Source organism: Rodentibacter caecimuris (assembly GCF_010587025.1).
Lineage (GTDB): Bacteria > Pseudomonadota > Gammaproteobacteria > Enterobacterales > Pasteurellaceae > Rodentibacter > Rodentibacter caecimuris.
In genome coordinates this window covers 246,154-272,220 of sequence record NZ_CP040863.1, presented here as the reverse complement: position 1 = coordinate 272,220, position 26,067 = coordinate 246,154, and the positions used below count along the sequence as shown (strand labels likewise).

The window sequence follows — 26,067 nt, the reverse complement described above, 5'->3', positions numbered from 1 at the left end:
ATACCCTTCTTTTAATTAATCATCTCAGTGATACCACTATAGATCAGTACACAACCAAAAAATAAAAATACCACGCCTGCTACATTATCAATATAACGGCTATATTGGCGATAAAATTGTTTCGCTACATTCCGTGAAAAAATAAATGAAATCAGGTAAAAATACAAGAATGTTACAATGACAATTAAACCGAACGCCAGCCCCATTTCCCATATTTCCGTCATTTTCGCTAAAACCAAAGACATTACACTGGAAAAATAAACGACGGCTTTGGCATTGGATAAATTCACAAGCAAACCTTTCAAAATTTCTTTTTTTGCATTGGTTTGTTCATTTAATTCTTTCGCTGAAAGCGGTGCAAATTCTGCATTTTGTCTGCTACGAATCAATAAAAAACCGAGATAACTCAAATAACTGCCGCCCAAAACCATAATAAGCCCATGTAAAGCCGGCATCATGGCGAATAACACCGTTAATCCCAGCATTGAAAGCGCAGCCCAAAATGACACCCCTAAGGTGATACCGATAACCCCATAAAAGGTATTTCGACGGGAATTACTCGCTGCCATTCGGGTAACATAGAAAAAATCAGGCCCCGGCGTCATTAAACCAAACAAATGAACAATCAGTAAATTTAACATCTTTTACCACACTATATTTAACAAAAAAATCACCATTACTGCATAAATAGCGGCAATGACATCATCCACCATAATACCGAAACCACTTTCCAGTTTTTCATCAAAATAACGAATTGGAAAAGGCTTGAGAATATCGAACAACCGAAACAACACAAAGGCTGTGAAAATCCATTGCCAAGACAAGCTCGGCACGGTAGCAAGGACGATAAACATGCCGACAAACTCATCCCACACAATAGAACCATGATCGTGTACGCCCATATCATCAGCGGTTTTTTGACATAAATAACAGCCTAAAACAAAACAAAGTGCGGTCAAAATTAAGAAGGTTTTTGTTCCTAAAAGCATGAGTAAAATCACGCCTAATAAGGTACCAAGCGCGCTGCCCCAGCTTCCCGGTGCGGGATGAAGCAAACCGGAACCCAACCCCACTGCAAGCAAATGGATAGGATTTTTTAAAGAAATTCGTTTTAACGGATTCTCTTCTCTCATATTTTTATTCCTTGAAATGATCGAAGCCAACATTTGGTGAATAGTCAATCGGCTGCCCATCACGCAAAAAACGGATGGAAAACGGACCGCACTTTTTCTGCTCAAATGCCGACACAACATGCCCAATACAGGTACAAGGCACATCAAGATTTTTTAGGCGAGACTCAAGTAAGGCTTGATTTTCGGGTGGAACGGTAAAACACAATTCATAGTCTTCTCCACCACTTAAGGCAAATTGCTCTGCTTGAGTGCGATCATAACGATTTAATAATGATGATGAAAGTGGCAAGTCGGAAAGATTAATTTCCGCCGCACATTGACTACGTTTAAGAATATGTCTGAGATCGGAATTTAACCCATCGGAAAGATCAATAGCTGCATGGGCAATATCGGCTAATGCTTGTCCAAGTGTAATCCGTGGCGTTGGGCGAAGATGGCGTTGCTGTAAAAATTCTTCGTCAAAACCGACCGCTCTTTTACCCGATAAAATTTGTTGCAAGCCTGCGGCACTATCGCCCAATGTGCCTGAGACATAAATTAAATCCCCTACTTTGGCTTGATGTCGGCACAATGCACTTCCTTTTTCAACAAAACCTTGTGCAGTAATCGTAATGGATAACGGGCCTTTTGTCGTATCGCCGCCAATTAATGTGACATTGTGGTGTTTTAACGTGCGTAACAAACTTTGACTAAAGCGGGTAAGCCAATTTTCATCAATGTTTGGTAAAGTTAATGCAAGGGAAACCCATTTAGGTTGTGCCCCCATTGAGGCTAAATCGCTTAAATTAGTGGCAACCGCTTTATAGGCTAGATCTTCCGCTGAAATGGAGGGCAAAAAGTGGGTATTTTCTACCATCGTGTCGGTGGTGATCGCAAGCCGGCTATTTTCCGGCACAGAAACTAAGGCACAATCATCGCCAATGGATAAGGCAACAAAGTCATCCGCTTGTCCCTGTGGCTGCTCAAAATAATGTTTAATTAAATCAAATTCACCCATTGCCATTGTTACCCTCCAAAATAAAAAGCACGCGTAAACACGCGCGCCATTTATAGATCATCTAAACTTATTTACGCCCTAATGCCGGTGCGATTTTATCCAATACGCCATTAATATATTTATGACTGTCGTCCGAACCAAACACTTTTGCCACCTCAATCGCTTCGTTAATCACGACTTTGTATGGAACATCAAGCTCAAAACGCAATTCATACACCGCTAAACGTAAAATGGCTTTTTCAATGGGATCAAGTTCTTCAAACGAACGGTCAATATAAGGAGCAATAGAAAAATCCACCTCTTCAATATTATCTACGGCTTGACGAAATAATTTGCGGAAATAAGGTTTGTCCACCCCCTCCATATCTTGATCAAGAAAGAATGCCAACTCCACCTGTTCTGCCGTATTGCCGGAAACCGCCCAAGAATACAATGCTTGCACGCTACATTCACGAGCCCGACGGCGAGCCGACGGTTTTTTCACTTGTTTTTGTTCCGCCATTGTTTATGCCACATCAATTTGTTGAAGAAGATTAATCATTTCAAGTGCGGTTAATGCCGCTTCCGATCCTTTGTTGCCCGCTTTTGTACCGGCACGTTCAATAGCCTGATCAATATTCTCCGTGGTTAAGACACCAAATGCTACGGGAATTTCAGCTTCCATCGCTACTTTGCCTAAACCACTGCTTGCTTCGCCCGCAACATATTCAAAATGCGCCGTACCGCCACGGATAACCGTCCCCAAGGCAACAATCGCATCAAACTTTTTGCTTTCCGCCAAACGACGGGCAACAAGTGGAAGTTCATAGGCACCCGGTGCACGCACAAGAGTAATATTTTCGTCTTTTACTTGGCCGATACGCTTTAATGTATCTACCGCACCTTCTAATAAGCTTTCATTGATAAAACTGTTAAAACGGGCAATAACTACTGACACTTTTGCGTTAGGTGCCGCGACTACGCCTTCTAAAACTTTCATACTTTTTCCTATGTTATTCGTCCTAATAAATTGGTGGCAGATTCTAGCATAAAAATTACCGCCTATCAGCATTTATCTTGTCTGTGCCAAAACTAAGTGCGGTCATTTTTGTATAAGTTTTATTCCTCATCAAGAACAAATTCAAACCAATCTATCACTTCATTTTCATGCACGCCGTTTATAATTAAAATGCCGGCATTTTTTACACTCCGTTCATCACCGGAAATCAATGGATGCCAATCAGGCAAAGGTTTACCTTCGTAAAGCAGCCGATAAGCACAGGTATCCGGTAACCAATGAAAATCAGGTAAATTCTTTTTGGTGAGTTTTGTACAATCTTTTTCGATGCTAAAACGTTCCGAATAATTACCGCACTTTCCACTTTCTATATCCAATAAATTACAGGCAATACGGGTGTAATAGAGTTTTTGTCGTTTTCCGCGACCTTGAATATATTTGCGATAACAGCATTTTCCGCAACCATCACACAACGCCTCCCATTCGGAGTCGGTCATTTCAAGTAGAGATTTGGTTTGCCAAAAATTAGGAGATAAATTCATCATTTTGGAACTTTTAAGTATAAAAACACATAACTTCAGATGACGTAAACTAGGCGCCATCCACCGAGAACCGCTCGATTATATTCAACGATCTCAAATCGAATAATCTTACCATTATATCCCTCAAAAAAACCAAACAATGCAAGATTATTCCCACATAGCCTAATTAAAATCTTGATATCGCTCACAATTTTGAAAATATTCATAATTTTTATAAGCCTTTTTATTGACTAGACAAAAAAATAGGAGTAAAAATTTTTAACAAAAAAGCAACGTAAGGACAACATATGCTAACCATTCATCACACTAGTGAATATTCCTTGATTTGCTCACTTCCTCCCCCTGCCGAGCTGTCAAAACAGCAGTCTATTTGGCAATTATCAGAATTGGTACAAGATCTTCCCGACGTAGTTGAAACAGTCGTCGGAATGAATAATCTGACACTTTTCTATCAGTTTCATATCGATCCTCTACCGCTTATTCATGAATTGCAGCAACTTTGGGAAAAAGTTCAATTACAAAAAACACATTTTCAAGGAAAATTAGTGGAAATACCCGTGCATTATGGTGGGGAGTTTGGTGAAGATTTACATTATGTGGCGAAATATCATCACACCACAGCAAAAGAAATTATTAATCGCCATACAGCCCCTGTCTATACGGTCTTTATGATGGGTTTCCAACCCGGCTTCCCTTATTTAGGCGGATTACCCGAATCACTCCATACACCACGCCGCGATGAGCCGAGAACAAGAGTACCCGCCGGTTCCGTAGGCATCGGAGGAAGCCAAACCGGAATTTATCCTTTCACTTCTCCCGGCGGGTGGCAACTATTAGGTAGAACTGAAATTCAACTTTTTGATGTGAATCAAAGCCAGCCCATTTTATTAAAAGCAGGCGATCAAGTACGTTTTGTTGTGGAGGATATGACCCTATGATTTATATTCAACATCTTCAAGGCTTTGCTCATCTACAGGATTTAGGCCGCTTTGGCTTACGCGGATTTGGTATCGGACATTCCGGTGCTATGGATTGCCTTGCATTGCAAGCGGGAAATTTATTATTGAAAAATGCCAATAATTTACCCGCACTTGAAATAGCTTTAGGAAGCCTGACAATAACCTTTGACTGTGACACACCATTTTGTTTAACCGGCGCATTATGTGAGGCGGAACTTGATGATAGCCCGATTTCACCTTACTGCCGTTACACGGCAAAAGCGCGCCAAACCCTCAAAATCAAACGAATTACCCAAGGCAACTATGCTTATCTTTGTGTCGCCGGAGGCTTTAAAGTACCTAAAGTATTAGGATCTTATAGCACCAATTTACAAGCAGGTTTTGGCGGATTTCAAGGACGTTTACTCAAATCCGGCGATCATATTGCGACAGGATTAAGAGATACGGTGCTTAGTCCCTTAGGTATTGAACCTATTCCTTTTACAAAAACCATTCATGCAACCACTTCATCAGAGTACGAGGCATTCAACCAAGAAACCCAAACATTGTTTTGGCAACAGGGCTGGATATTACAACGAAATAGCAATCGTATAGGGTATCGCTTTTCCGGTTCTCAAAAATTAATGCTTAATTCCCATCTTGAAATGCTTTCTTATGCCGTACCAATCGGCACAGTTCAAGTTCCTCCGGACGGTCAGCCGATTGTATTAATGGCAGATGCTCAAACAACGGGCGGTTACCCAAAAATTGCCTGTATTATTCAAGCGGATATTGGCAAATTAGCACAAATACCTTTTGGAGAAACCGTTTATTTTAAACAGGTTACCCATCAACAAGCGCGAGAATTGTACCGACAAGATCAAGATTATTTGACCTACATAAGGAGAAAAGTAAATGAAACGCGTTGATTTAAATGTTGATCTAGCCGAAGGCTATGCGAATGATGAAAAATTGTTGCAGTTAGTCAGCTCTGCAAATATTGCCTGTGGCTTGCACGCCGGTAGTTATAATGAAATGCGTAAAGCTATTTTATGGGCGAAAGAAAATAATGTGACAATCGGGGCACATCCGGGCTATCCCGACCGAGAAAATTTTGGTCGCCTTAATATGGATTTAACCGATGCAGAACTTCAAGCCAGTTTACTTTATCAGCTTGGTGCAATTAAAGCCTTATGTGAGGCTGAAGGTGTTGTATTAAATTACGTCAAACCGCATGGCGCACTATATAACCAAGCAGCAAAAGATCCGGCTCTCGCCCGTTTAATCGTACAAACCATTAAAAAATTTGATCCCGATTTAGCCCTAGTGGGATTATCCGGAAGTGCGATGCTCTCTGCCGCACAAGAAATCGGACTCAGAACCATTTCGGAAGTATTTGCCGATCGACACTATCAAGCCGATGGTTCATTAGTACCGCGCAGTTGTAATAATGCCTTGCTAGAAAATGATCAAGAAGCGGTTGCACAGGTTCTACAAATGGTGATTAAGGGAACCGTTCCTACTGTCGAAGGTTTCAATATACCTATTCAAGCCGACAGCATTTGCTTACACGGCGACGGTAACCATGCGATTGAATTTGCGAAAAAAATTCGTGCAGCATTACAAGCAGAACAAATCATCATTTCGGCAAAATATTAATAGCCTCAAGTTGCATAACAACCTATCGGAGATCAATATGGCAAATAATAACCGTAGCGCCCTACTCGGAGCGGCATTTTTAATGGCAACATCAGCTATCGGCCCGGGTTTTCTCACCCAAACCGCAACCTTTACCCAATCTTTACTCGCCAGCTTTGGCTTTGTGATTTTACTCTCTATCTTGCTTGATATTGGAGCTCAATTAAACATTTGGAGAATTATCACCGTTTCAGAAAAAAAAGCCCAAGATATTGCGAATGCTATTTTACCCGGCACAGGATATTTTCTTTCATTACTTATTGTTATGGGAGGATTGGCTTTCAACATCGGAAATGTTGGAGGCGCAGGATTGGGCTTAAATATTCTCACAGGTGTGTCACCTGAAATAGGGGCGATAATCAGCGGATCAATTGCCGTATGCATATTTCTTGTAAAAGAAGCCGGTAAAGCAATGGATCGTTTTGCTCAAATAATGGGATTCGTAATGATTGCCTTAACTATTTATGTCGCCGCCCAAACCAACCCTCCTGTTGGAGAAGCCGTATTCAGAACTTTCGTACCGGAGAAATTAGATGTCATCTCTATTGTTACCCTTGTAGGCGGAACTGTGGGCGGTTATATCACTTTTGCGGGGGCTCACCGTTTATTAGATGCCGGTATTAAAGGCAAAAGCTCTCTAAAAGAGGTCAGCAAAAGCTCAGTATCAGCAATTCTCATTTCTTCCATAATGAGAATTGTATTGTTTTTAGCCGTTTTAGGCGTCGTCTCACAAGGCATTACTCTCGATCCTAAAAACCCTGCCGCGAGCCCATTTTCATACGCAGCCGGTAATATCGGATTAATGATTTTCGGTATTGTCATCTGGGCGGCTTCAATTACCTCCGTTATCGGTGCAGCTTACACTTCCGTTTCTTTCATTACCAGTTTTTCACCTAAAATAGAAAAACATAAGAATTGTTGGATAGTGGCTTTTATTGTTATCTCGACTGCGGTGCTTGCAACTATTGGTCGTCCTGCCCAAGTATTAGTCTTTGTCGGCACATTAAACGGTTTAATTTTACCGATTTCTCTCGGTCTCATTTTGCTCGCCGCCTATAACACTAAAATTATTGGTGATTATAAGCACCCTATTTGGATGACTATTTCAGGTGCTATCGTTGTTATTTCCATGGCAATATTAAGCATGATAACGCTTGTGAAATATATCGGTAATTTATTGGCTTAGAGAGCTTTATTTAACTCGCTCCACGTTAAGTGTTTTCGGCTAAGAGGATATATAAATAAGATCTATAACAATTTTGCCGACAACACCGAAGAGCAAAACGTCCATAGATCCTAGATAATTGAAAAAAAGAGCGGTCAAAATCACGATTGTTTTTGACCGCTCTTACAATGATAAAAATTAAAAACTTTCTTTTAAGCTAACAGTAAGGTTAAACACCAAATGTTCCGGGTGGCTATCTTTGCTGTCCGCGCAAAAATAACCCTCGCGTTCAAATTGATAACCTTTTTCCGCTTCTGCATTACCAAGACTTTGTTCCACTACACCGTGTTTTACCACAAGGGAATTTGGATTGGCGACCGAACAAATATCTTCTTCCGCTCCCGGATTTGATACGGTGAACAAACGGTCATATAAACGGAATTCTGCTGGATGATTATATACCGCCGACACCCAATGAATCACCCCTTTCACCTTACGACCATCTGCCGGATTTTTGCCTAACGTATCCGGATCATAGCTACAAAAAATTGTGGTAATTTCACCATTTGCGTCTTTTTCCACACGTTCCGCTTTAATCACATAAGCATTACGCAAACGCACTTCTTTGCCAAGTACGAGACGTTTGTATTGCTTATTGGCTTCTTCACGAAAATCCGCACGATCAATATAAATTTCTTTGGTGAAAGGTAATTGACGTTCGCCTAATTCCTGACGATTTGGGTGATTTGGTGCCGTCAACATTTCTTCACCTTCAAAATTTTCAATGACTATTTTCACCGGATCAATCACTGCCATTGCACGGCAAGCATTTTGGTTGAGATCATCACGAATGCAGGCTTCTAATGCACTATATTCCACCACATTATCTTGTTTGGTGACACCAATACGGCGACAAAATTCACGAATTGATGCCGGCGTATAACCACGGCGACGTAAACCTGAAATGGTTGGCATACGCGGATCATTCCAACCATCAACAATGCCATCTGTTACCAATTTCAATAATTTCCGCTTAGAAGTTAATGTACCTTCCAAATTTAAACGTGAAAATTCATATTGGTGCGGTAAAGGACGTTCAATGGAAATATTATCCAATACCCAGTCGTATAAACGGCGGTTATCTTGGAACTCCAATGTACATAATGAATGAGTGATACGCTCAATCGCATCGGAGATACAATGAGTGAAATCGTACATCGGGTAAATACACCATTTATCACCGGTTTGATGGTGCTTGGCAAATTTAATCCGATAAAGTACCGGATCACGCATGACCATAAAAGGCGAAGCCATATCAATTTTTGCCCGTAAACTGGCTTTTCCTTCGGCAAACTCACCATTTTTCATTTTTTCAAATAAAGCCAAGTTTTCTTCTACACTACGATCACGATAAGGACTGTTTTTACCCGCCTCTGTTAAAGTGCCACGATATTCACGCATTTCTTCCGGCGAGAGTTCGTCCACATAAGCCAAACCTTTTTTGATTAATTCAATGGCATAATTATAGAGTGCGTCAAAATAATCCGAGGCATAATGCACTTCGCCCGCCCATTTGAAACCCAACCATTCCACATCTTCTTTGATGGAATCCACATATTCCACATCTTCTTTCAAAGGGTTGGTATCGTCAAAGCGTAAATTGCATAAACCGTTATAATCTTTCGCAATGCCAAAATTTAGACAAATTGATTTTGCATGCCCAATATGTAAATAACCGTTGGGTTCAGGTGGAAAACGAGTATAAACCTCGTTATGTTTACCGCTTGCCAAATCTTCATCAATAATTTGGGTAATGAAGTTATGCGAACGTGTATCTTCCGAATTTTCTAAGGTATGTTCTGTATTACTCATAGCTTTCTCGTAATAGAAAAAATAATCGGCTATTCTATATGTTTTATAAGAAAAAAGCGAGATATGAGAAATTAAGCGTTTGCTTCCTAATTTTCAGCTAATTTTGTCATGTAAAAATTCACCACCAAGACAAACTTTTTGAAAGAGACTTTGTCTCATCACCCAAATTTTTCGTGCAAAACACGAGATTTATCATTAAAATGCGCAAGCTGAACAAACGTTCATTATTTGGAATTTACGATCAATGAAGAAAATTTTAGTTGTACTCGGTTTATTAATTTTAGGCGGATTTGCCTATTACTTTTTTTCGTATAGCCATCATCAACAAGCCGCCTACCTCACCGAAAAAGTCATTCGTGGTAACGTTGAAAAAACTGTTGTTGCATCAGGATCTATCAGTAGTATCAATGAAGTAGATGTGGGTGCCCAAGTTTCTGGTAAAATCACTAAACTTTACGTCACTCTCGGACAAGAAGTGAAAAAAGGCGACTTGATTGCAGATATTGACTCCACTACACAAATTAATAATCTTAATACCAAAAAAGCTGCCCTTGCCAGTTATCAAGCACAATTAAAGGCAAAAGAAACCGCACTTAGCGTCGCGCAATCCGCTTATTCCCGTTATTCAAAACTATATGGACAAAAAGCGGCGTCTCTTGATGATTTGAACAATGCAAAAAATACCTTTGACACGGCAAAATCAGAAGTAAATGCCCTAAAAGAATCCATTAAACAAGCGGAAATTGAAGTGAACACGGCAGAAACCAATGTCGGCTATACACAAATTACCTCTCCTATTGACGGCACAATTATTTCAACGCCGATTTCCGAAGGACAAACCGTCAATTCTGCACAAACCACCCCAACCATCGTCACGGTCGCTGATCTCAGCAGAATGTTGGTGAAACCTGAAATTTCAGAAGGCGACATTACCAAAGTCAAAGCCGGACAAAAGGTAAGTTTTACGATTTTGTCTGATCCCAACACCTATTACCATGGCGTGATTTCCTCTGTTGATCCGGCAACTACCACAAAAAGTGACAATACCTCCACGTCCTCAAGCAGTTCAAGTTCCTCAAGTACGACAACAGCGGTTTATTATTACGCCAATCTCATCGTCGATAATCCTGACCGCACTTTACGCATTGGTATGACAACAGAAAATAATATCAAAATTGCCGATGCACAAAATGTTTTGTTAGTTTCCAATATGGCAATTCAAAAGAAAGAAGGGAAAACCTTTGTTAAAGTGCTCAATGAGAAAAATCAACCTGAAAGACGTGAAGTGGTAATCGGTGTACAAAATGATTTCCAAACAGAAATTAAATCCGGTTTAACGGAAGGCGAAAATGTCATCGTGTCACAAGTGGCTGCCGGCGAACAAGTTGGCAATAGCAACCGTGGCCCGAGAATGTTCTAAAGTGCGGTAGAAATTTGATGAATATTATTGAAATTAATCAGCTAAACCGCTACTTTGGCGAAGGCGAAAATCGTGTCCATATTCTCAAAAATATTTCCTTTAATATTGAGAAAGGCGATTTTGTGGCGATTATCGGGCAATCCGGTTCGGGAAAATCCACACTAATGAATATCATTGGTTGCTTAGATACAGCAACCAATGGCTCTTATAAAATTGACGGTAAAGAAACCCACCAACTTTCGCCTGATCAACTTTCCGATTTACGAAGCCAAAAATTCGGTTTTATTTTTCAACGTTATAATTTACTTTCCAGCCTTACCGCCGCGGAAAATGTAGCTCTACCCGCCATTTATGCCGGTATCCCTCAAACTCAACGTCTTGATCGAGCAAAACAATTACTCGAAAAATTGAGACTAGGCGATAAATGGCAAAATAAACCCAACCAACTTTCCGGCGGTCAGCAACAACGTGTGAGTATTGCCCGTGCCTTAATGAATGGCGGTGAAATTATTCTTGCCGATGAACCCACCGGTGCATTGGATTCCCACAGTGGACAGAATGTGATGGAAATCCTGCGTCAGCTTCATCACGAAGGGCATACCATTATTATGGTCACTCACGACCGAGATATCGCCGCCAGTGCAAACCGAATCATTGAACTGAAAGACGGCGAAATTATTGCCGATTCACAAAAAGAACCGATTAAAAGTGCGGTTAAAAATCAAAGCAAAATGAAACCGCACTTTGGCTTTAGCAAAGATCAGCTCATTGAGGCTTTTAGGATGTCCGTCAGTGCGATTGTGGCACATAAAATGCGTTCTTTACTCACCATGCTAGGGATCATCATCGGCATTACCTCCGTGGTTTCCGTAGTGGCACTGGGAAACGGTTCACAACAAAAAATTCTTGAAAACATTAAAGGTATCGGCACTAGCACCATGACGATTTTCAATGGAACAGGCTTTGGCGATCGCCGTGCGGAACAAATGCAAAACCTCACCATTAACGATGCCGATGCCCTGAGTAAACAAAGCTATGTGCAAAGCGTCACCCCCAATAGTTCATCTAGCGGGATATTGGTATATGGCAATCAAACCTTCTCCTCTACTAGTCTAAGAGGTGTCGGAGAACAATATTTTGATGTGGAGGGATTAACCCTGAAGCAAGGTAGTTTATTTTCCATTGAAGATGTGAAGGAAAATAATCAGGTCGCCTTAATTGACGAAAGTGCAAAAAAATCCATTTTTCCGAATGAATCGCCACTAGGCAAAGTGGTGATATTTAATAAACGCCCACTGCGCATCATTGGAGTGGTTTCCGACAGACAAATGGGTGGCGCAAGTAGTTCTCTGACTATTTACGCACCTTACAGCACAGTGATGAATAAAATTTCTGGCAGTAAAAAAATCGGTTCTATCACCGTGAAAATTGCCGATGATATCAATTCCACGGTAGCAGAAAAAAGTATCACCGAGCTACTGACCATACGCCACGGTAAAAAAGATTTTTTTGTGATGAATAGCGATACCATTAAACAAACTATTGAAAGCACAACCGGCACAATGAAATTATTGATCTCCTCCATTGCTTTTATTTCCCTCATTGTAGGTGGCATAGGGGTGATGAATATCATGTTGGTTTCAGTTACTGAACGCACCAAAGAAATCGGTGTGCGTATGGCAATTGGCGCCCGTCAGCACAATATTTTGCAACAATTCTTAATTGAAGCCGTGCTCATTTGTTTAATCGGCGGACTAACCGGTATTTTGCTCTCCGGTTTAATTGGTTTGCTATTCAATTTATTTATGAATGACTTTACTATGGCATTTTCAAGCGCTTCAATCATTACAGCCGTCTTGTTTTCATCACTGATTGGCGTAGTGTTTGGCTATATGCCGGCAAAACGAGCGGCACAGCTAAATCCGATTACTGCCCTCGCCCGCGAATAGATTTTGTAAAACCCTAAAATGCGGTTAAAATCAACCGCACTTTTTTAACGATTTTAATCAAGGAAAAACAATGTTAAAAATGAAAACACTCACACTTGCCATCGTGATGGCAGCAACGCTTAGCGGTTGTGCCAATATTGGCGATTCTTATCAAGCCAGCCAAGCAGACTATCAAAAATACGAAGAAATCACCAAACAGTTTAATGTCAAAGAAAACTGGTGGGCACTTTACAATGATGCCCAACTTAACCGAGTAGTAGAACAAGCGCTATTAAATAATAAAGATCTTGCCAAAGCAGCCGTTGCGGTTAATCGTGCGCTTTATAATGCGAATTTGGTCGGTGCGAATTTAGTGCCGACATTTAGCGGCTCGACCTCATCAGGCGCGCAACGCCGAATTGATACCTCCGCAAGCTCAACCATTTCACACCGCGGATCATTAAACGTGGCTTATACCCTCGATTTATGGCGTCGTTTAGCAGATTCCGCCGATGCCGCAGAATGGACACATAAAGCCACGGCACAAGATCTAGAAGCAACAAAATTGTCTTTAATCAACTCTGTTGTAACAACCTATTATCAAATTGCCTATTTAAACGATGCCATCACGACCACAGAAGAAAGCATCAAATATTACAATGACATTAGCAACATTATGCAGCGTCGTCTAAACCAAGGTGTTGCCGATGCCGCAAGTGTCGATCAAGCCCAACAATCGGTTTTAACCGCACGTAATAATTTGATTACTTACCAAACCCAACGTAAAACAGCAGAGCGAACTTTACGCAATTTGCTTAATTTAAAACCGGAAGAGGCTTTAAATATCAATTTCCCACATATTCTTAATGTGAAAAATGTGGGGGTGAATTTGAATGTGCCGGTTTCTGTGATCGCTAATCGTCCTGATATCAAGGGCAATCAATATCGCTTAAGCAGCGCATTTAAAAATGCCAAAGCGACAGAAAAAGGGTGGTTTCCTGAAATTACTTTGGGAGGAAGTTTAACCTCAACCGGTAACAAAGTAGGCAATGCTCTTCACAGCCCGATTGCCGGAGGTACTATCGGCATCAGTTTACCTTTCCTAAGCTGGAATACCGTAAAATGGAATGTGAAAATCTCTGAAGCCGATTATGAAACCGCACGTTTAAATTACGAGCAAAGCATTACGACCGCGTTAAACGATGTAGATACCAACTACTTTGCCTTTACACAAGCACAAAGTGCTTTTGCGAACCAACAAAAAACGTTCAATTACAATAAACGTATCACCCAATACTATCGCAATCGTTATAATGCCGGCGTATCGGAATTACGTGAATGGTTGAACGCAGCAAACACTGAAAAAGCGTCACAACTTTCCATTTTACAAGCGAAATATAACGTAATTCAGGCAGAAAATGCCGTATATAGCTCAATGGCGGGTTATTACTCCCGTTAATTATTCTCCATAAGGAAGTTTCGGCTTCCTTATTTTTTAACTCGGTTTAATGAAAATGAAAAAACAATTGACTTTTTACTTCATCCGCCACGGCAGAACTGTTTGGAACGAACAGGGTTTAATGCAAGGACATGGCGATTCCCCCCTCACAGAACAAGGCATTTTAGGCGCACAACAAGCCGGCGCCGCATTACAACAGATTCCTTTTGCAGCGGCTTATTCCAGCATGCTAAAACGCACGATTGACACGGCAGAACAGATTATTGGCAAACGCAATATTCCGCTTTTCCAACATAAAGGTTTAAACGAACAATATTTTGGAAAATGGGAAGGGCAATCGGTTGAACCTTTGCGTGAGCAGACCGAATTTAAACAAATGATCAGCGATCCGGCAAATTACAAAGCCGAAACAAACGGCGGCGAAACCTACCAACAACTCGCGGAGCGGGCAATGAAAGCGATACAAGACATCATTCAAATCCATGATAAAGGCAATATTTTAGTCGTTTCTCACGGCCATACACTACGCTTACTCATCGCTCTACTTGGCGGTGCGACTTGGCAAAATCACCGTCAAGCAGGACAATCCGTTTCTTTACTCAACACAGCGATCAGTATCGTGCATTATGATAGCGAAAAAGGCTTTACCGTTGAAAAAGTGAATGATACGGAGCATTTGATATAAAAGAGCGGTCAATTTTCACCTTATTTTCGCGATTATGCCGAGTTGCATTTGAATTTCGTTTATTCTGTAGGGACACCACGCTGGTGTCCGTTATGAAAGCCAAGCAATTCAATATATTAAAAAAAGACGCCAGCGTGGCGTCCCTCCAAGTTTTCGGCATAATGTCTAAAAACTAAAACCGTTCCCAAACCGTACTCACGCCATCCGGCAAATCCAAATTTCTCCCTAGTTCCACCCAGCCACAAGGAAAATGGAAATCCGATCCCACCGAACCGAGCAAGCCAAACTCATTCGCCCAACGTGCAAGCATTTGGCGTTGATCTTTGGTTTGTCCGTAGCCGGAAATTTCCATTGCATCACCACTCCACACTTTGAAATCTGCCATTAATTTTCGAATCCATTTGCCCGTCAAGTTATAACGTAAAGGGTGAGCAATCACCGCAACGCCACCTGCAGCATGAATCGTTTCAATGGCGGTAGGAATATCAACCCATTCTGCTTTAACAAAAGCGGATTTGCCTTGCCCCAGATAGCGTTTGAAAGCTTGCCCATCGTTTGATACTTTGCCGATTTGTACCAAATAACGGGCATAATGGGCGCGGGTTACTTCCCCATTTGCTAAGGCTTTTGCACCCTCATAGGCATTAGGAATTCCTGCTTTTCCCAATTTCTCGCCAATACTGACCGCTCTTTTTTCACGTAAATTTTTTTGCTCTGCTAAAAGTGCGGTCATTTTGGGATGAGTTTTATCAAAATTAAGCCCAACAATATGAATACCTCGCCCTTGCCAATTTGTCGAAATCTCCACCCCGTTAATTAATTCAATGTCCACCGTCTCTGCTGCGATTTTGGCCTCATCAATACCATCAACTGTATCATGATCACACAATGCAAGAACATTCACACCTTGTTCCGCCGCCCGTTGCACCACTTCGGTCGGACTTAATACACCGTCGGATGCCGTGCTGTGACAGTGTAAATCATATATCTTTGCCATTATTTTATTGCTTCAACCAATGCTTTTACCAATTTCGGGCCGTGATAAATCAGCCCCGAATACACTTGCAACAATTCTGCGCCCGCCTCCATTTTTTCTTGCGCATTTGGCACGCCGTCAATGCCGCCGCAGCCAATAATAGGGATCTGCCCTTTCAATTCTTGGTGTAATCGCTTAATCATCGCCGTACTTTTTTGTTGCAACGGCTTTCCACTTAATCCCCCCTGCTGATCGGCATTTTTCAAGCCAACGACATTATCACGGGAAATAGTGGTATTAGTGGCAATCACACCATCCATTTTATGACGAAGCAAAGTATCGGCTATTTGAACCAACTCCGCCTCCGATAAATCCGGTGCAATTTTTACTGCTATCGGCACATATTTATTATATTGCTCCGCCAAAACCGCCTGACGCGCCTTAATGCTTTGCAACAAATCATCAAAATAATCGCCATATTGCAATTGGCGCAAATCTGGCGTATTCGGTGATGAAATATTCACCGTAATATAACCGGCATAGTTATAGGCTTTGTTCAAACAAAAAATATAATCATCTTTACCGTGTTCCAATGGAGTTTGTTTATTTTTACCAATATTAATGCCAATCACACCGCGATAACGCGTCTGCTTAACATTTTCGATCAAATAATCAATGCCGTTATTGTTAAAACCATTGCGATTAATAATGCCTTCCGCTTCAACCAAACGAAACTGACGTGGCTTAGCATTGCCATCTTGCGCAAGGGGGGTAACCGTTCCCACTTCCACAAAGCCGAATCCTAATGCGCCAAAACCATCCATCGCCTCGCCATTTTTATCCGCTCCGGCTGCCAAGCCGATGGGATTTGGAAAACGCACGCCCATGACGGTTTTCTCCGTGCCTTTCGGCGTACTAATGATAGATTTCAATATCGGTTGCAACAACGGATGACCGGCAAGTTTTAAACATTGAAGGGTGAAATTATGGGCATTCTCCGCATCCATTTGGAAAATGCACTGACGGAATAATTTATACATACTCGTTTATCTCTCAGGATAGTTGACTGTAAAAAAGTGCGGTCAAAATCAACCGCACTTTGAAGATATAAGCGGTATTATGTCGCTACTGCACAATCTTAACTTCATTTATTCCGTAGGACACTCTACAAGCCCCTACACTCATAAATCAATGTTTGTGTATTTACGACATAATATTGAAAAAACCCGTGTATTCTACGAGGAAAAGGACTGATGTGCAATGAAATGTAAAATCAAAAAAAGCCCATTGAAACCTTTAAAATCAAATTGTTCGCGCTTCAACTTTTATATAAAATAACCGCACTTTTTTCAAAAATATTCATATATCCACTTTACAAAGGACAAATTTTATGCAGAAGTCAGAAGTCAGAAGTCAGAAGTCAGAAGTCAGAAGTCAGAAGTCAGAAGTCACCAAGATTGTGACAATAATGCGCTAACACAGCAAGCCTTTCTTAATAATTTAGATCAAAAACTTTGGTCTGCTGCAGACCGCCTCCGTCAGCAACTGGAGGCCGCCAACTACAAACATATCGTTTTAGGCTTTATCTTCCAGACGGCGAGCCGAGCGAGAGCGAAAAGAAAACCCCAACCCCACGCAAAAATGCGTACCTACGGGCGGTCAGTTCGGCGAAAAAGGGCTTTCAACTCTGCGGGACATTACCGGAAGCACAAACCTATCGGCGGGAATTGGCATTTTTTGACGGTGTGCGTGCCATTATTACCAAAAAAGAAGATAATCCGACCGCTTGTAATGCCGAAGATCGCCAATTAAAACTGGTGAAACTGCTCGATCAAGCGGTGGAAGCGCAAGGCACGGTGAATTTGCTTGAACTGCTCAACCGAGATCGTCCGAATTTGAATTTGCTCTCGGACGAATTTTTGGAAATGGTGAAAAACGCCAAACCAAAAACCTATGGCTAATGGCAATAGAACGTTACCTTGCCCAACAAATTCGGGATAAAGCCGCCAATAATATCACTGCCCAAAAAGACTTTGAGCAACGGCTCAAAGAGGCTTTGACGAAATACCATAATCAAAGCCTATTAGTGCTTGAAGTGTTGGAGGAACTTATCCGCTTAGGCAAAGATTTTGTCGAACGCTTAGCACGAGGCGAAAAATTAGGGCTTTCCACTGCGGAAATCGCCTTTTATGATGAGTTGGTGAAAAACAATAGCGCCATAGAAGGCTTGGGCGATGAGGCATTAAAAGCGTTAGCTAAAGAGATTACCGCCCAACTACGTCAATCCGCCACGATTGATTGGCAGTATAAAGAAGCGGTGCGTGCCAAAATGCGCACTCTCGTCCGCCGTACGCTAAAACGCTACAAATATCCGCCAGATCTAGAGCCGGAGGCTATCGCTCGTGTGTTAGAACAAGCGGAAGAAATTGCAGAAGAATTAACAACCGAATAAAACAAAGGGGCGCAAAATACGCCCCTATCACTGCAATAAAACTAAAATTATGCCTTGAGTTTGCGACGGGCAATCACGGCATCGGATAACTGTTTGAGCAAGATTTCCGTATCTTCCCAACCGATACAAGCATCCGTAATGCTCTGCCCGTAAGTAGCAACTTTACCATTGACTAAATCTTGGCGACCTTCAACTAAGTGACTTTCTACCATCACTCCAAAAACCTGTTTTGAACCGCCGGCAATTTGTTTACTTACATCCTCACAAACTTCCATTTGCTTTTTAAATTGCTTGCTACTATTGGCATGACTGAAATCCACCATAACATGCGGAATGCGACCGGATTTTTCAATATCGGCACAAACTTTTGCTACGTCTTCCGCACTGTAATTTGTGCCTTTATCTCCACCACGTAGAATGATATGACAATCTTCGTTTCCTTTCGTCGAAACGATAGCAGAATGACCAAATTTTGTTACAGACAAGAAATTATGCGGTGCTTCGGCTGCCCCAATTGCATCCAATGCCACTTTTACGCCGCTATTCGTTGCATTTTTGAAGCCGACGGCACATGATAAACCTGAAGCCAGCTCACGGTGAACCTGTGATTCGGTTGTTCGTGCACCGATTGCCCCCCAGCTCATAAAATCCGCAACATATTGTGGTGTAATCATATCTAAAAATTCGCCGGCTGACGGAACACCAAGATTATTAATATCAGAGAGTAATTTACGAGCAATTCGTAAACCGTCGTTCAAACGATAAGTATCATTTAAGTAAGGATCGTTAATCAGACCTTTCCAACCTACTGTGGTACGCGGTTTCTCAAAGTAAACACGCATAATAATTTCTAGGCTGTCTTTATATTTTTCGCGTAAAGGTTTTAAGCGATTGGCATATTCAAGTGCCGCTTTGGGATCATGAATGGAACACGGGCCGATAATCACTAATAATCGATCATCTTTACCATGAATAATATTATGTGCCTCTTGACGGGTTTGTTTAACTAATGCGGCAGCTTCTTCACTTGCCGGAAATTTTTCTAATAAGGCGATTGGAGGTAAAACCTGATCGACTTTTTCGATACGTGTATCATCATTTGCTACGATGATTTCAATTTTTTCTTTTGTCATACATCACTCTCTTATAATTGTAAAAATGTTGTGTTTAAAAATTGCAAATACTCTACACTTATTTCTTGTACTAGTAAACTAGTTCACAGCAAAAAAATTAACAGTTCTGTTTACTGGCTGCTCAATACCCGAGCCGGTTGAAGTTTGGCAGCCCGACTTGCCGGATAAAGGCTTGCCAAGAGGCTTAAAACTAACGCAGCAACTAAAACTAACAAAACATCTTGCCAATGAAGCTCGCTAGGAAGAAAATCAATAAAATAAATGCCGTCCGACAGCAATTTCTTTCCGAGTAAATATTCTAGGCTTTGAATAAGCGAGGTTAAATTCAACGCCAATATCACGCCAAGAACGATCCCTATTAAACACCATTTCATCCCAGCTTGCAAGCCGTACCAGACGAAAATACGTTTAATAAAACCGTTATTTGCACCAAGTGTACGCATAATCGCAATGTCGCCTTGCTTATCTTTTACCGCCATAATCAAGGTGGACACTATATTGAAACACGCTACACCGATCACTAATACCATCGCAATATACATTACGGTGCGAATAAGCTGAATATCGCGATACATATAACCGAATTTAACAATCCAATTTTGCACATAGAGCAACTGTGGGTAATCCCGTAATGTTGAATAATCCACCTCTTGAACCTTAAAAGGATCATCAACTTTAATCGCTAAACCGGTAATTTGATCTGCCTGATAACCTAGCAATTCTTGTGCCTGTGGCAATGCCAACAACGCATAACTGTGATCCAATTGTCCGTCTAAACGTAAAATACCGCTAATTTGCACGCGTTCACGGTGAGGTTGAGATAATTGCTCCTCATTATTTTGTTGTGAAACCAACAAAGAAACCCAATCACCGACTTGTACATCAAGCGCCTTGGCAATGCCTGAACCGAGAACTAACCCGCCCTCTTTTCCAAATTTCTGCCAGCCCTCACCTTCGACAAATTTCCCCAAAGAGCTGACTTTATCTTCTGCATTTTTATCAACCCCTTTTACCTGCACTACTTTGAGTTTACTCCCATTCTCAACCAATGCGGTAAAACTGACAAAAGGAGAAAGTGCAGTAATTTTTTCATTTGTTTTTAAACGGGTGGCGAGATGTTGCCATTGGTTAATGGTCTGTTCATCACCATAAGGATTAATCACAATCTCGGCATGAGGTACAACAGCGAGAATTCGCTGATTCAACTCGCGTTCAAAACCGTTCATCGCACTCAATCCCACAATTAACACGGCCACACCAAGGGCAATGCCAATAGATGAAAATTTTGAAATAAGCGATACTAAGGGATTTTTTTGCTTGCCAAGCTGGTAACGCCAACTGATAAAGAAAGGGGTGTTCATTGTGTTCCTTCCCTCAACACGCCATCTTGCATAGTAAGACAACGGGATAATTTTTTCGCCAATGCCATATCATGAGTAACCAACAAAAAAGCGATTTGTTGTTCTTGGTTTAAGGTTTGAATCAACTCAAAAATACTTTCTGTCGTTTTATGATCCAAATTTCCGGTCGGCTCATCGGCAAGCACTAAAGACGGGTTATTGACTAAAGCACGGGCTATCGCAACACGTTGGCGTTCTCCACCGGAAAGCGCAGAGGGACGATGAGAAATTCGATGGCTTAGCCCCACCGCACCGAGCATTTTTTCCGCCCGATCTTTCGCTTCCGTTTTATTTTGCCGACCAATCAACATCGGCATCATCACATTCTCAAGGGCTGAGAAATCCGCCATTAAGTGATGAAATTGGTACACAAAGCCTAGATTCTGATTACGCAACTTTGCCAATTCCGATTCAGAGGCTTTTTGCAGTGATTGCCCTTTAATAAAGACTTCCCCACTACTTGGCTGATCTAATCCCCCCAACGTGTGTAAAAGTGTACTTTTTCCGGAACCGGAACTGCCCACAATCGCAACCAATTCATTAGGTTTCATGGCAAAAGACACACCTTTTAGTACTTGTGTTTGGTTATCACCTTCTTGATAGAATTTGTTAATATCTTTACATTCTAATAAATACTGATTCATTTTTTACTCATAGTTTGAACTACAATTAAGATAGATTAAATTTAGATAAGTGACGATAATGTGCGCCAGTCTATCATATTTCCATATCATCCCTGATCAAATCGACACTTTTTCAAAGACCTCAAATTGTGTGTTAGGAAAAAAGCGCGCAAGATAATGTTTTAAATACCGCTGTGTTTCTTCAGAAATAATAGGATCATATTCCGGATAACGATTATATAACACGCGCAACACATTAATATTTCGTATTTTACACGCATCTAAACTGAGCAATGTATGATTAATACTCCCGAGCTTGCCCGATGTCACCAGTATCAACGGATAGCCGTGAGCTTGAATATAATCCAACGTAGTTTCCCTGTCATTGTATGGAACCATCAATCCACCGGCACCTTCAAGCAATACATAATCGTATTTTTCAGCCAAAAGTGCGGTTGATTTTTCGATCTTTTTTGTATCAATAACACATCCTTGTTTTTTCGCCGCTAAATGCGGTGAACAGGGATATTCAAAAAGATAAGGGCAAGTCGTCCCGTCAAGATCATAGTTTGTGAGATCGATTTTCTGAATTTTACGATGCACCAATAAATCATCGGCTATCTCTCGACATCCGGTCTGAATCATTTTTTGCGTAATGACGGAAAAGCCCTGCGCCATAAGTGCTCTGGCATAAAGTCCCGTTGCAATTGTTTTGCCCACATCCGTATCAATCCCGGAAATAAATATTACCTTGCCCATATATCCTCTTTATCGTTTATATCGTGCAACAATCCATAGCGGTTGATAAGTCAGTCGTACCTGTTGGCTAGGTAAAGAAAAATGCTGTTGGTATTGCTCAATAAATGTGTGTAATTTTTGTTTTGTCCAAATACCTTGCCTTGTTGCAGTCACACCGGTTTGCTTAAGGTGTTTTAGCACATCAAGCGGCGTTGGAAAAAACAGCTCTTCTGTTGTTATTTCTGCATACAGCAATTCAAAATCATCTTGTAGCCACGCTTTCCAATCAGACAAACTCGGGTAAATCAACCAGATATTTGTTAAGGCACGAATTTCATACAAATTTTCCTGACCGAAAGTCGCTATCGCCAACAAACCGTCTCGGCTTAATCCTTTTTTACAATGTTCAATAAATGACGATTGATTGTGAAACCATTGTACGGCGGAAGCACTCACAATCAGATCATAGGTTCGCTTAAAGGAAAACTGCTCGGCATCACCACAATGAAATTCAAAGGGTTGAGATAACTTTTTCTTTAGCCGATCTTTAACATCGCAAAGATCATTAAACATCCAATAATTGGCGTGAATATGTTGTTGTAACTGTTTGCTTAATTGCCCCGTGCCACAACCAAGTTCTAACACATTTTCAAGTGAACAGCTCGGTAAGCTCGCCATAATGTAAGAAAGCAGCCGCCGATTGATTTTCTGCTGTATCCGAGCATGGTCATCATAACAATCAAGGACTTTATGGAAATGCTGCCGAATACGTTGTTTTTCAATGAATTTCGCCTCTAATTCCATAGCTGCGCCCAATGCGTTAAACGGGAAAATAAATAATGTTCCCCCTCTATCTCGTTAATCTTACAACGTGTAAACCAATAGCGTTGCTGATTTTCAGGAGAAAAAATTTTATCCTTAAGCCCAATAATAGCGTTTGTCCACAAAATTAAATCCGTGCGTCGATCTTGCTCAATCGCATGGAAAAGTGCGGTCAATTCTTGCTGAATTTCTTGAAATTCCCGCATAGGCAACGAATGATAAAACGCCAGATTAGCCTTATCACCACAAATCCTCCGTTCAAATTTTGCTCTTGTCGTTTCATTTAGATTATCTAACGTACCTTTAAAAACAGCAAAAGGAATGCCAACCTGATCATCACAGGGTAATCCGGTTCCATTGATCGCCGTTGCTGATTCGAGCGGAATCCCTTGTAATACTCTTTCGGCCACCCACACGCCCATCGACCACGCGAAGACACGAATTTTTTGATAGCGTGAAAAATCAAAATCCAAGAAAAGATCTCGATAATCGTAGCAAATTAATAAATCGTAATTTTCAGGTATCGCTAAATGAGAAACGGCGGAGATTGGTGTTCCCCAACCGGCAAAATAGACCAGTAAGTTCTCAGCCTGACGATCTTCAAATTTTATTTTCATTTTTTGCCTACAAATAGGTAATAAATTCTGTGATTTCTTCTTTTGTCATATCTGCCGTCACCGATAAGCGTATTCTGGATGTTCCTTTTGGCACGGTTGGCGGGCGGATTGGCAAACAATAATAGCCTTGTTGCTGTAGCCGATGTGCTTTCGCCAGTGTTGCTTCGTTATCGCCTAAAATATAAGGCACTATACAGGTCGAACTTGGCATATTCCCTGTGCGATGTGCCACTTCATAACGCAAAAAAGCACTTAATTCATTTAAGTGTTGTCTTGTTTTAGCAAATTGCGGCAGACGTTCAAAGAGAAAATAAGTCCATGCCACATTAAGCGGAGGTAACGCCGTTGAAAAAATCAATGGACGCATTTGGTTAATTAAGATCTCTTTCAACAGTTTATCACAGACCACATAAGCGCCCATTGAAGCCAATGCTTTACCAAAAGTCCCAACCAGTAAATCAATCTCCTTAATCGTGCCGGTTTGTTCTGCAATCCCTAAGCCCTTTTCCCCATAAACGCCTATGGCGTGCGCTTCGTCCACATAAAGATAACTATTAGGAAATTGCTTTTTCAAGTTTACCAGTTTGGCTAAATCCGCCACATCGCCATCCATACTAAAAACAGATTCGGTAACGATAAAAGTGCGGTCAAATTTACCGTCGTTTTTTTCTAAAAGTTGTTGCAGATGATCATAATCATTATGGCGATAACGAAAAAATTGGCATTGGCTTAACCGAATACCGTCAATTATGCTGGCATGTACCAATTTATCTGCCAAGATTAAACTTTTGGGGGTCGTTAATGCCGGTAAAATACCCAAATTAGCATGATAGCCACTGTTAAATAATAAACAGCTTTCCCGCTGAAACTGATGAGCAATAAGCTGTTCAAGATCATTATAAATGGGAAAATTACCGGTCAATAAACGGGACGATGAGCTGGTCAAAGCCGGTAAATCCGTGTCATATTGCTGGAAAAAAGCACGCTGTAACGTTTCATTTGATGCCAATCCAAGATAATCATTAGAAGACATATTCAGCATACGTTGATTGTCTCGTTCAATATAACGTCCATGATGTGTTAAGTAAGGAATCGAACGATATTGATTCATGCTTTTTAGATAGGCTAATTGCTTTTGGAAATCTTCCATTTTATTCCTTATTTCTCATATTCCTGCATTAAGGCATTAATCATACTTTGTGTAAGTTGAGTTAATTCTTCATCTTGAATAATAAAAGGCGGCATCACATAAACCAATTTTCCGAAAGGGCGAATCCATACACCATTTTCCACAAAACGCGGAACAAGCGTTTTCATATTCACTTCATTGTGCATTTCTACTACGCCAATTGCGCCTAATACCCTTACATCTTTAACATACTGTTTTTCTGCCAATGGCGAAAGCTGCTGACGTAATACTTTTTCAATATGTCGAACCCGATCTTGCCATGGACTTTCCAACAATAAACGAATGGACTCGGCGGCAATAGCACAAGTCAAAGGATTTGCCATAAAAGTCGGGCCATGCATAAAGCATTTGGCTTCACCACTGCATATTACTTCTGCAATTGTTTCGGTTGTTATGGTTGCCGATAAGGTTAAATAACCGCCCGTCAATGCCTTGCCAATACACATAATATCGGGAGAAATGCCGGCGTGCTCTGCGGCGAATAATTTACCAGTACGCCCAAAACCGGTCGCAATTTCATCAAAAATTAACAGAACACCGTATTTACGACATAACGCTTGGGCTTTAACAAGGTATTCCGGAGAATAAAAATACATACCGCCCGCCCCTTGCACTATCGGCTCTAAAATTAAGGCGGCGATTTCTTTATGATGTGTTTGTAATAAATTGGCAAGGGGGGCAATGGCGCGCTCATCCCAGTGTTCATAAAATGTGATACAAGGCTGAGGCAAAAAATATTGAATCGGTAAACTTTGACGAAATAGATGATGCATACCGGTTATCGGATCACAAACCGACATCGCATTCCAAGTATCGCCGTGGTAACCGGAGCGGATTGTGGCAAATTTTTGTCGTTGCGGCTCACCTTTCGCATATTGATATTGAATAGCCATTTTCATTGCCACTTCAACGGCTACCGAACCACTATCGGCGAAAAAAATTTTATCCAGTCCCGCCGGTAATATTTTCACCAATAGTTGCGCTAACTCGACTGCCGGTGCATGGGTAAAACCACCAAACATAATATGGCTCATACGGGCTAATTGATTTTGTGCCGCCTGATTTAAACGCGGGTGATTATAACCGTGTAACGCCGCCCACCAAGAGGACATTCCGTCAATTAACGTTTGCCCGTTTTTGAGTGTAATTTTCACGCCATCGGCACGCTCTACCGCATACAACGGCATATCGGAATAAATCGAAGAATAGGGATGCCAAATATGCTGACGATCCAAAGCCAAAAGTTGTTGTTCGTTCATTCTTTATCTATATCTTATGAAGAT

General features: G+C 41.2%; 25 protein-coding genes and 2 pseudogenes. 10 read left to right on the top strand and 17 right to left on the bottom strand.

Annotation, left to right across the window (positions count from 1 at the left end; genetic code table 11):
• Nucleotides 1–11: 11 nt before the first annotated feature.
• From FEE42_RS01340 to FEE42_RS01315, 6 genes are all read right to left on the bottom strand, one after another.
• Nucleotides 12–641 (bottom strand): homoserine/threonine efflux transporter, encoded by a 630-nt coding sequence (locus FEE42_RS01340; protein WP_164027525.1) that lies wholly within the window; start codon nucleotides 639–641, stop codon nucleotides 12–14.
• A gap of 3 nt (nucleotides 642–644) precedes the next feature.
• Entirely contained in the window at nucleotides 645–1,133 is a 489-nt protein-coding gene (locus FEE42_RS01335) for a phosphatidylglycerophosphatase A family protein (RefSeq protein ID WP_164027524.1), read from the bottom strand.
• Nucleotides 1,134–1,137: 4 nt separating this feature from the next.
• Nucleotides 1,138–2,136 carry a thiamine-phosphate kinase gene (thiL, locus tag FEE42_RS01330; RefSeq protein WP_164027523.1) on the bottom strand — a complete coding sequence of 333 codons (999 nt, stop codon included), beginning with the start codon at nucleotides 2,134–2,136 and terminating at the stop codon, nucleotides 1,138–1,140.
• 61 nt (nucleotides 2,137–2,197) lie between these two features.
• The gene (gene nusB / locus FEE42_RS01325; protein ID WP_164027522.1) at nucleotides 2,198–2,632 is read right to left on the bottom strand and encodes a transcription antitermination factor NusB; all 435 of its coding nucleotides are present in this window, start codon (nucleotides 2,630–2,632) and stop codon (nucleotides 2,198–2,200) included.
• A 3-nt stretch (nucleotides 2,633–2,635) separates the two neighbouring features.
• The gene (gene ribH / locus FEE42_RS01320) at nucleotides 2,636–3,109 is read right to left on the bottom strand and encodes a 6,7-dimethyl-8-ribityllumazine synthase (protein ID WP_164027521.1); all 474 of its coding nucleotides are present in this window, start codon (nucleotides 3,107–3,109) and stop codon (nucleotides 2,636–2,638) included.
• 119 nt (nucleotides 3,110–3,228) lie between these two features.
• Nucleotides 3,229–3,669: a YcgN family cysteine cluster protein gene (locus tag FEE42_RS01315; protein WP_174435485.1), complete on the bottom strand. Its 441-nt coding sequence runs from the start codon at nucleotides 3,667–3,669 to the stop codon at nucleotides 3,229–3,231.
• A 287-nt stretch (nucleotides 3,670–3,956) separates the two neighbouring features.
• Here FEE42_RS01315 and pxpB point away from each other — a divergent pair, with 287 nt between their 5' ends.
• Genes pxpB through FEE42_RS01295 form a run of 4 tightly spaced genes read left to right on the top strand, consistent with a single transcriptional unit; the run spans nucleotide 3,957 to nucleotide 7,491 of the window.
• Nucleotides 3,957–4,607 carry a 5-oxoprolinase subunit PxpB gene (pxpB, locus tag FEE42_RS01310; protein WP_164027520.1) on the top strand — a complete coding sequence of 217 codons (651 nt, stop codon included), beginning with the start codon at nucleotides 3,957–3,959 and terminating at the stop codon, nucleotides 4,605–4,607.
• The gene (locus FEE42_RS01305; RefSeq protein ID WP_164027519.1) at nucleotides 4,604–5,536 is read left to right on the top strand and encodes a 5-oxoprolinase subunit C family protein; all 933 of its coding nucleotides are present in this window, start codon (nucleotides 4,604–4,606) and stop codon (nucleotides 5,534–5,536) included. Before pxpB ends, FEE42_RS01305 begins: the two co-directional genes overlap by 4 nt.
• A complete protein-coding gene (pxpA, locus tag FEE42_RS01300; RefSeq protein ID WP_059366144.1) occupies nucleotides 5,523–6,266 on the top strand; it encodes a 5-oxoprolinase subunit PxpA in 744 nt (247 codons plus the stop codon). Before FEE42_RS01305 ends, pxpA begins: the two co-directional genes overlap by 14 nt.
• Before the next feature lie 37 nt (nucleotides 6,267–6,303).
• Nucleotides 6,304–7,491, top strand: coding sequence for an NRAMP family divalent metal transporter (locus FEE42_RS01295; protein WP_164027518.1), 1,188 nt, complete (start codon nucleotides 6,304–6,306; stop codon nucleotides 7,489–7,491).
• Between the two features lie 177 nt (nucleotides 7,492–7,668).
• Here the strand turns inward: FEE42_RS01295 and glnS are convergent, their stop codons facing one another.
• Complete coding sequence (gene glnS, locus FEE42_RS01290; protein WP_164027517.1) at nucleotides 7,669–9,342, bottom strand: glutamine--tRNA ligase; 1,674 nt, start codon at nucleotides 9,340–9,342, stop codon at nucleotides 7,669–7,671.
• 244 nt (nucleotides 9,343–9,586) lie between these two features.
• On the opposite strand from glnS, the gene FEE42_RS01285 reads away from it, so the two are divergent.
• From FEE42_RS01285 to FEE42_RS01270, 4 genes are all read left to right on the top strand, one after another.
• Nucleotides 9,587–10,762, top strand: coding sequence for an efflux RND transporter periplasmic adaptor subunit (locus FEE42_RS01285; RefSeq protein WP_164027516.1), 1,176 nt, complete (start codon nucleotides 9,587–9,589; stop codon nucleotides 10,760–10,762).
• Nucleotides 10,763–10,779: 17 nt separating this feature from the next.
• On the top strand, nucleotides 10,780–12,711 hold the full coding sequence (locus tag FEE42_RS01280; RefSeq protein WP_164027515.1) for a MacB family efflux pump subunit: 1,932 nt from the start codon (nucleotides 10,780–10,782) through the stop codon (nucleotides 12,709–12,711).
• A 70-nt stretch (nucleotides 12,712–12,781) separates the two neighbouring features.
• On the top strand, nucleotides 12,782–14,149 hold the full coding sequence (gene tdeA / locus FEE42_RS01275) for a toxin/drug exporter TdeA (RefSeq protein ID WP_164027514.1): 1,368 nt from the start codon (nucleotides 12,782–12,784) through the stop codon (nucleotides 14,147–14,149).
• 55 nt (nucleotides 14,150–14,204) lie between these two features.
• Entirely contained in the window at nucleotides 14,205–14,834 is a 630-nt protein-coding gene (locus FEE42_RS01270) for a histidine phosphatase family protein (RefSeq protein WP_164027513.1), read from the top strand.
• A gap of 172 nt (nucleotides 14,835–15,006) precedes the next feature.
• Here the strand turns inward: FEE42_RS01270 and rnm are convergent, their stop codons facing one another.
• Nucleotides 15,007–15,831 (bottom strand): RNase RNM, encoded by an 825-nt coding sequence (gene rnm / locus FEE42_RS01265; RefSeq protein WP_164027512.1) that lies wholly within the window; start codon nucleotides 15,829–15,831, stop codon nucleotides 15,007–15,009.
• The gene (gene pyrD / locus FEE42_RS01260) at nucleotides 15,831–16,850 is read right to left on the bottom strand and encodes a quinone-dependent dihydroorotate dehydrogenase (RefSeq protein ID WP_164027511.1); all 1,020 of its coding nucleotides are present in this window, start codon (nucleotides 16,848–16,850) and stop codon (nucleotides 15,831–15,833) included. The genes rnm and pyrD overlap by 1 nt, the downstream gene beginning before the upstream one ends.
• Before the next feature lie 325 nt (nucleotides 16,851–17,175).
• Between pyrD and FEE42_RS12735 the strand changes: the two are divergent.
• Together FEE42_RS12735 and FEE42_RS13005 are read left to right on the top strand one after the other, a co-directional pair.
• Nucleotides 17,176–17,400, top strand: a pseudogene (locus FEE42_RS12735) (type I restriction-modification system subunit M N-terminal domain-containing protein); the annotation flags it as partial.
• Nucleotides 17,325–18,262: pseudogene (locus FEE42_RS13005) on the top strand (DUF3387 domain-containing protein). The pseudogenes FEE42_RS12735 and FEE42_RS13005, both read left to right, overlap by 76 nt.
• 47 nt (nucleotides 18,263–18,309) lie before the next feature.
• Here FEE42_RS13005 and aroG read toward each other — a convergent pair.
• From aroG to bioA, 8 genes are all read right to left on the bottom strand, one after another.
• Complete coding sequence (aroG, locus tag FEE42_RS01245; protein WP_164027508.1) at nucleotides 18,310–19,395, bottom strand: 3-deoxy-7-phosphoheptulonate synthase AroG; 1,086 nt, start codon at nucleotides 19,393–19,395, stop codon at nucleotides 18,310–18,312.
• A 110-nt stretch (nucleotides 19,396–19,505) separates the two neighbouring features.
• Nucleotides 19,506–20,756: a lipoprotein-releasing ABC transporter permease subunit LolE gene (lolE, locus tag FEE42_RS01240; protein ID WP_164027507.1), complete on the bottom strand. Its 1,251-nt coding sequence runs from the start codon at nucleotides 20,754–20,756 to the stop codon at nucleotides 19,506–19,508.
• Complete coding sequence (gene lolD / locus FEE42_RS01235) at nucleotides 20,753–21,439, bottom strand: lipoprotein-releasing ABC transporter ATP-binding protein LolD (protein WP_059365246.1); 687 nt, start codon at nucleotides 21,437–21,439, stop codon at nucleotides 20,753–20,755. Before lolD ends, lolE begins: the two co-directional genes overlap by 4 nt.
• A 96-nt stretch (nucleotides 21,440–21,535) precedes the next feature.
• Nucleotides 21,536–22,177 (bottom strand): dethiobiotin synthase, encoded by a 642-nt coding sequence (gene bioD / locus FEE42_RS01230; RefSeq protein WP_164027506.1) that lies wholly within the window; start codon nucleotides 22,175–22,177, stop codon nucleotides 21,536–21,538.
• Nucleotides 22,178–22,186: 9 nt separating this feature from the next.
• Entirely contained in the window at nucleotides 22,187–22,960 is a 774-nt protein-coding gene (gene bioC, locus FEE42_RS01225; RefSeq protein WP_164027505.1) for a malonyl-ACP O-methyltransferase BioC, read from the bottom strand.
• A complete protein-coding gene (locus tag FEE42_RS01220; protein WP_059365249.1) occupies nucleotides 22,951–23,595 on the bottom strand; it encodes a pimeloyl-ACP methyl esterase BioG family protein in 645 nt (214 codons plus the stop codon). Before FEE42_RS01220 ends, bioC begins: the two co-directional genes overlap by 10 nt.
• A 7-nt stretch (nucleotides 23,596–23,602) precedes the next feature.
• A complete protein-coding gene (gene bioF, locus FEE42_RS01215; RefSeq protein WP_164027504.1) occupies nucleotides 23,603–24,745 on the bottom strand; it encodes an 8-amino-7-oxononanoate synthase in 1,143 nt (380 codons plus the stop codon).
• 8 nt (nucleotides 24,746–24,753) lie between these two features.
• Nucleotides 24,754–26,043 (bottom strand): adenosylmethionine--8-amino-7-oxononanoate transaminase, encoded by a 1,290-nt coding sequence (gene bioA / locus FEE42_RS01210; protein ID WP_164027503.1) that lies wholly within the window; start codon nucleotides 26,041–26,043, stop codon nucleotides 24,754–24,756.
• Nucleotides 26,044–26,067: the final 24 nt, after the last annotated feature.

Coding starts and splice junctions, on each gene's coding strand:
- FEE42_RS01335 (WP_164027524.1), bottom strand. CDS start 1,133: ATGAGAGAAGAGAATCCGTTAAAACGAATTTCTTTAAAAAATCCTATC.
- FEE42_RS01295 (WP_164027518.1), top strand. CDS start 6,304: ATGGCAAATAATAACCGTAGCGCCCTACTCGGAGCGGCATTTTTAATG.
- FEE42_RS01340 (WP_164027525.1), bottom strand. CDS start 641: ATGTTAAATTTACTGATTGTTCATTTGTTTGGTTTAATGACGCCGGGG.
- FEE42_RS01305 (WP_164027519.1), top strand. CDS start 4,604: ATGATTTATATTCAACATCTTCAAGGCTTTGCTCATCTACAGGATTTA.
- FEE42_RS01315 (WP_174435485.1), bottom strand. CDS start 3,669: ATGAATTTATCTCCTAATTTTTGGCAAACCAAATCTCTACTTGAAATG.
- aroG (WP_164027508.1), bottom strand. CDS start 19,395: ATGACAAAAGAAAAAATTGAAATCATCGTAGCAAATGATGATACACGT.
- lolE (WP_164027507.1), bottom strand. CDS start 20,756: ATGAACACCCCTTTCTTTATCAGTTGGCGTTACCAGCTTGGCAAGCAA.
- bioC (WP_164027505.1), bottom strand. CDS start 22,960: ATGGAATTAGAGGCGAAATTCATTGAAAAACAACGTATTCGGCAGCAT.
- pxpB (WP_164027520.1), top strand. CDS start 3,957: ATGCTAACCATTCATCACACTAGTGAATATTCCTTGATTTGCTCACTT.
- FEE42_RS01280 (WP_164027515.1), top strand. CDS start 10,780: ATGAATATTATTGAAATTAATCAGCTAAACCGCTACTTTGGCGAAGGC.
- lolD (WP_059365246.1), bottom strand. CDS start 21,439: ATGAATCAGTATTTATTAGAATGTAAAGATATTAACAAATTCTATCAA.
- nusB (WP_164027522.1), bottom strand. CDS start 2,632: ATGGCGGAACAAAAACAAGTGAAAAAACCGTCGGCTCGCCGTCGGGCT.
- pyrD (WP_164027511.1), bottom strand. CDS start 16,850: ATGTATAAATTATTCCGTCAGTGCATTTTCCAAATGGATGCGGAGAAT.
- bioD (WP_164027506.1), bottom strand. CDS start 22,177: ATGGGCAAGGTAATATTTATTTCCGGGATTGATACGGATGTGGGCAAA.
- rnm (WP_164027512.1), bottom strand. CDS start 15,831: ATGGCAAAGATATATGATTTACACTGTCACAGCACGGCATCCGACGGT.
- ribH (WP_164027521.1), bottom strand. CDS start 3,109: ATGAAAGTTTTAGAAGGCGTAGTCGCGGCACCTAACGCAAAAGTGTCA.
- FEE42_RS01220 (WP_059365249.1), bottom strand. CDS start 23,595: ATGAAAATAAAATTTGAAGATCGTCAGGCTGAGAACTTACTGGTCTAT.
- bioF (WP_164027504.1), bottom strand. CDS start 24,745: ATGGAAGATTTCCAAAAGCAATTAGCCTATCTAAAAAGCATGAATCAA.
- bioA (WP_164027503.1), bottom strand. CDS start 26,043: ATGAACGAACAACAACTTTTGGCTTTGGATCGTCAGCATATTTGGCAT.
- FEE42_RS01285 (WP_164027516.1), top strand. CDS start 9,587: ATGAAGAAAATTTTAGTTGTACTCGGTTTATTAATTTTAGGCGGATTT.
- tdeA (WP_164027514.1), top strand. CDS start 12,782: ATGTTAAAAATGAAAACACTCACACTTGCCATCGTGATGGCAGCAACG.
- pxpA (WP_059366144.1), top strand. CDS start 5,523: ATGAAACGCGTTGATTTAAATGTTGATCTAGCCGAAGGCTATGCGAAT.
- thiL (WP_164027523.1), bottom strand. CDS start 2,136: ATGGCAATGGGTGAATTTGATTTAATTAAACATTATTTTGAGCAGCCA.
- glnS (WP_164027517.1), bottom strand. CDS start 9,342: ATGAGTAATACAGAACATACCTTAGAAAATTCGGAAGATACACGTTCG.
- FEE42_RS01270 (WP_164027513.1), top strand. CDS start 14,205: ATGAAAAAACAATTGACTTTTTACTTCATCCGCCACGGCAGAACTGTT.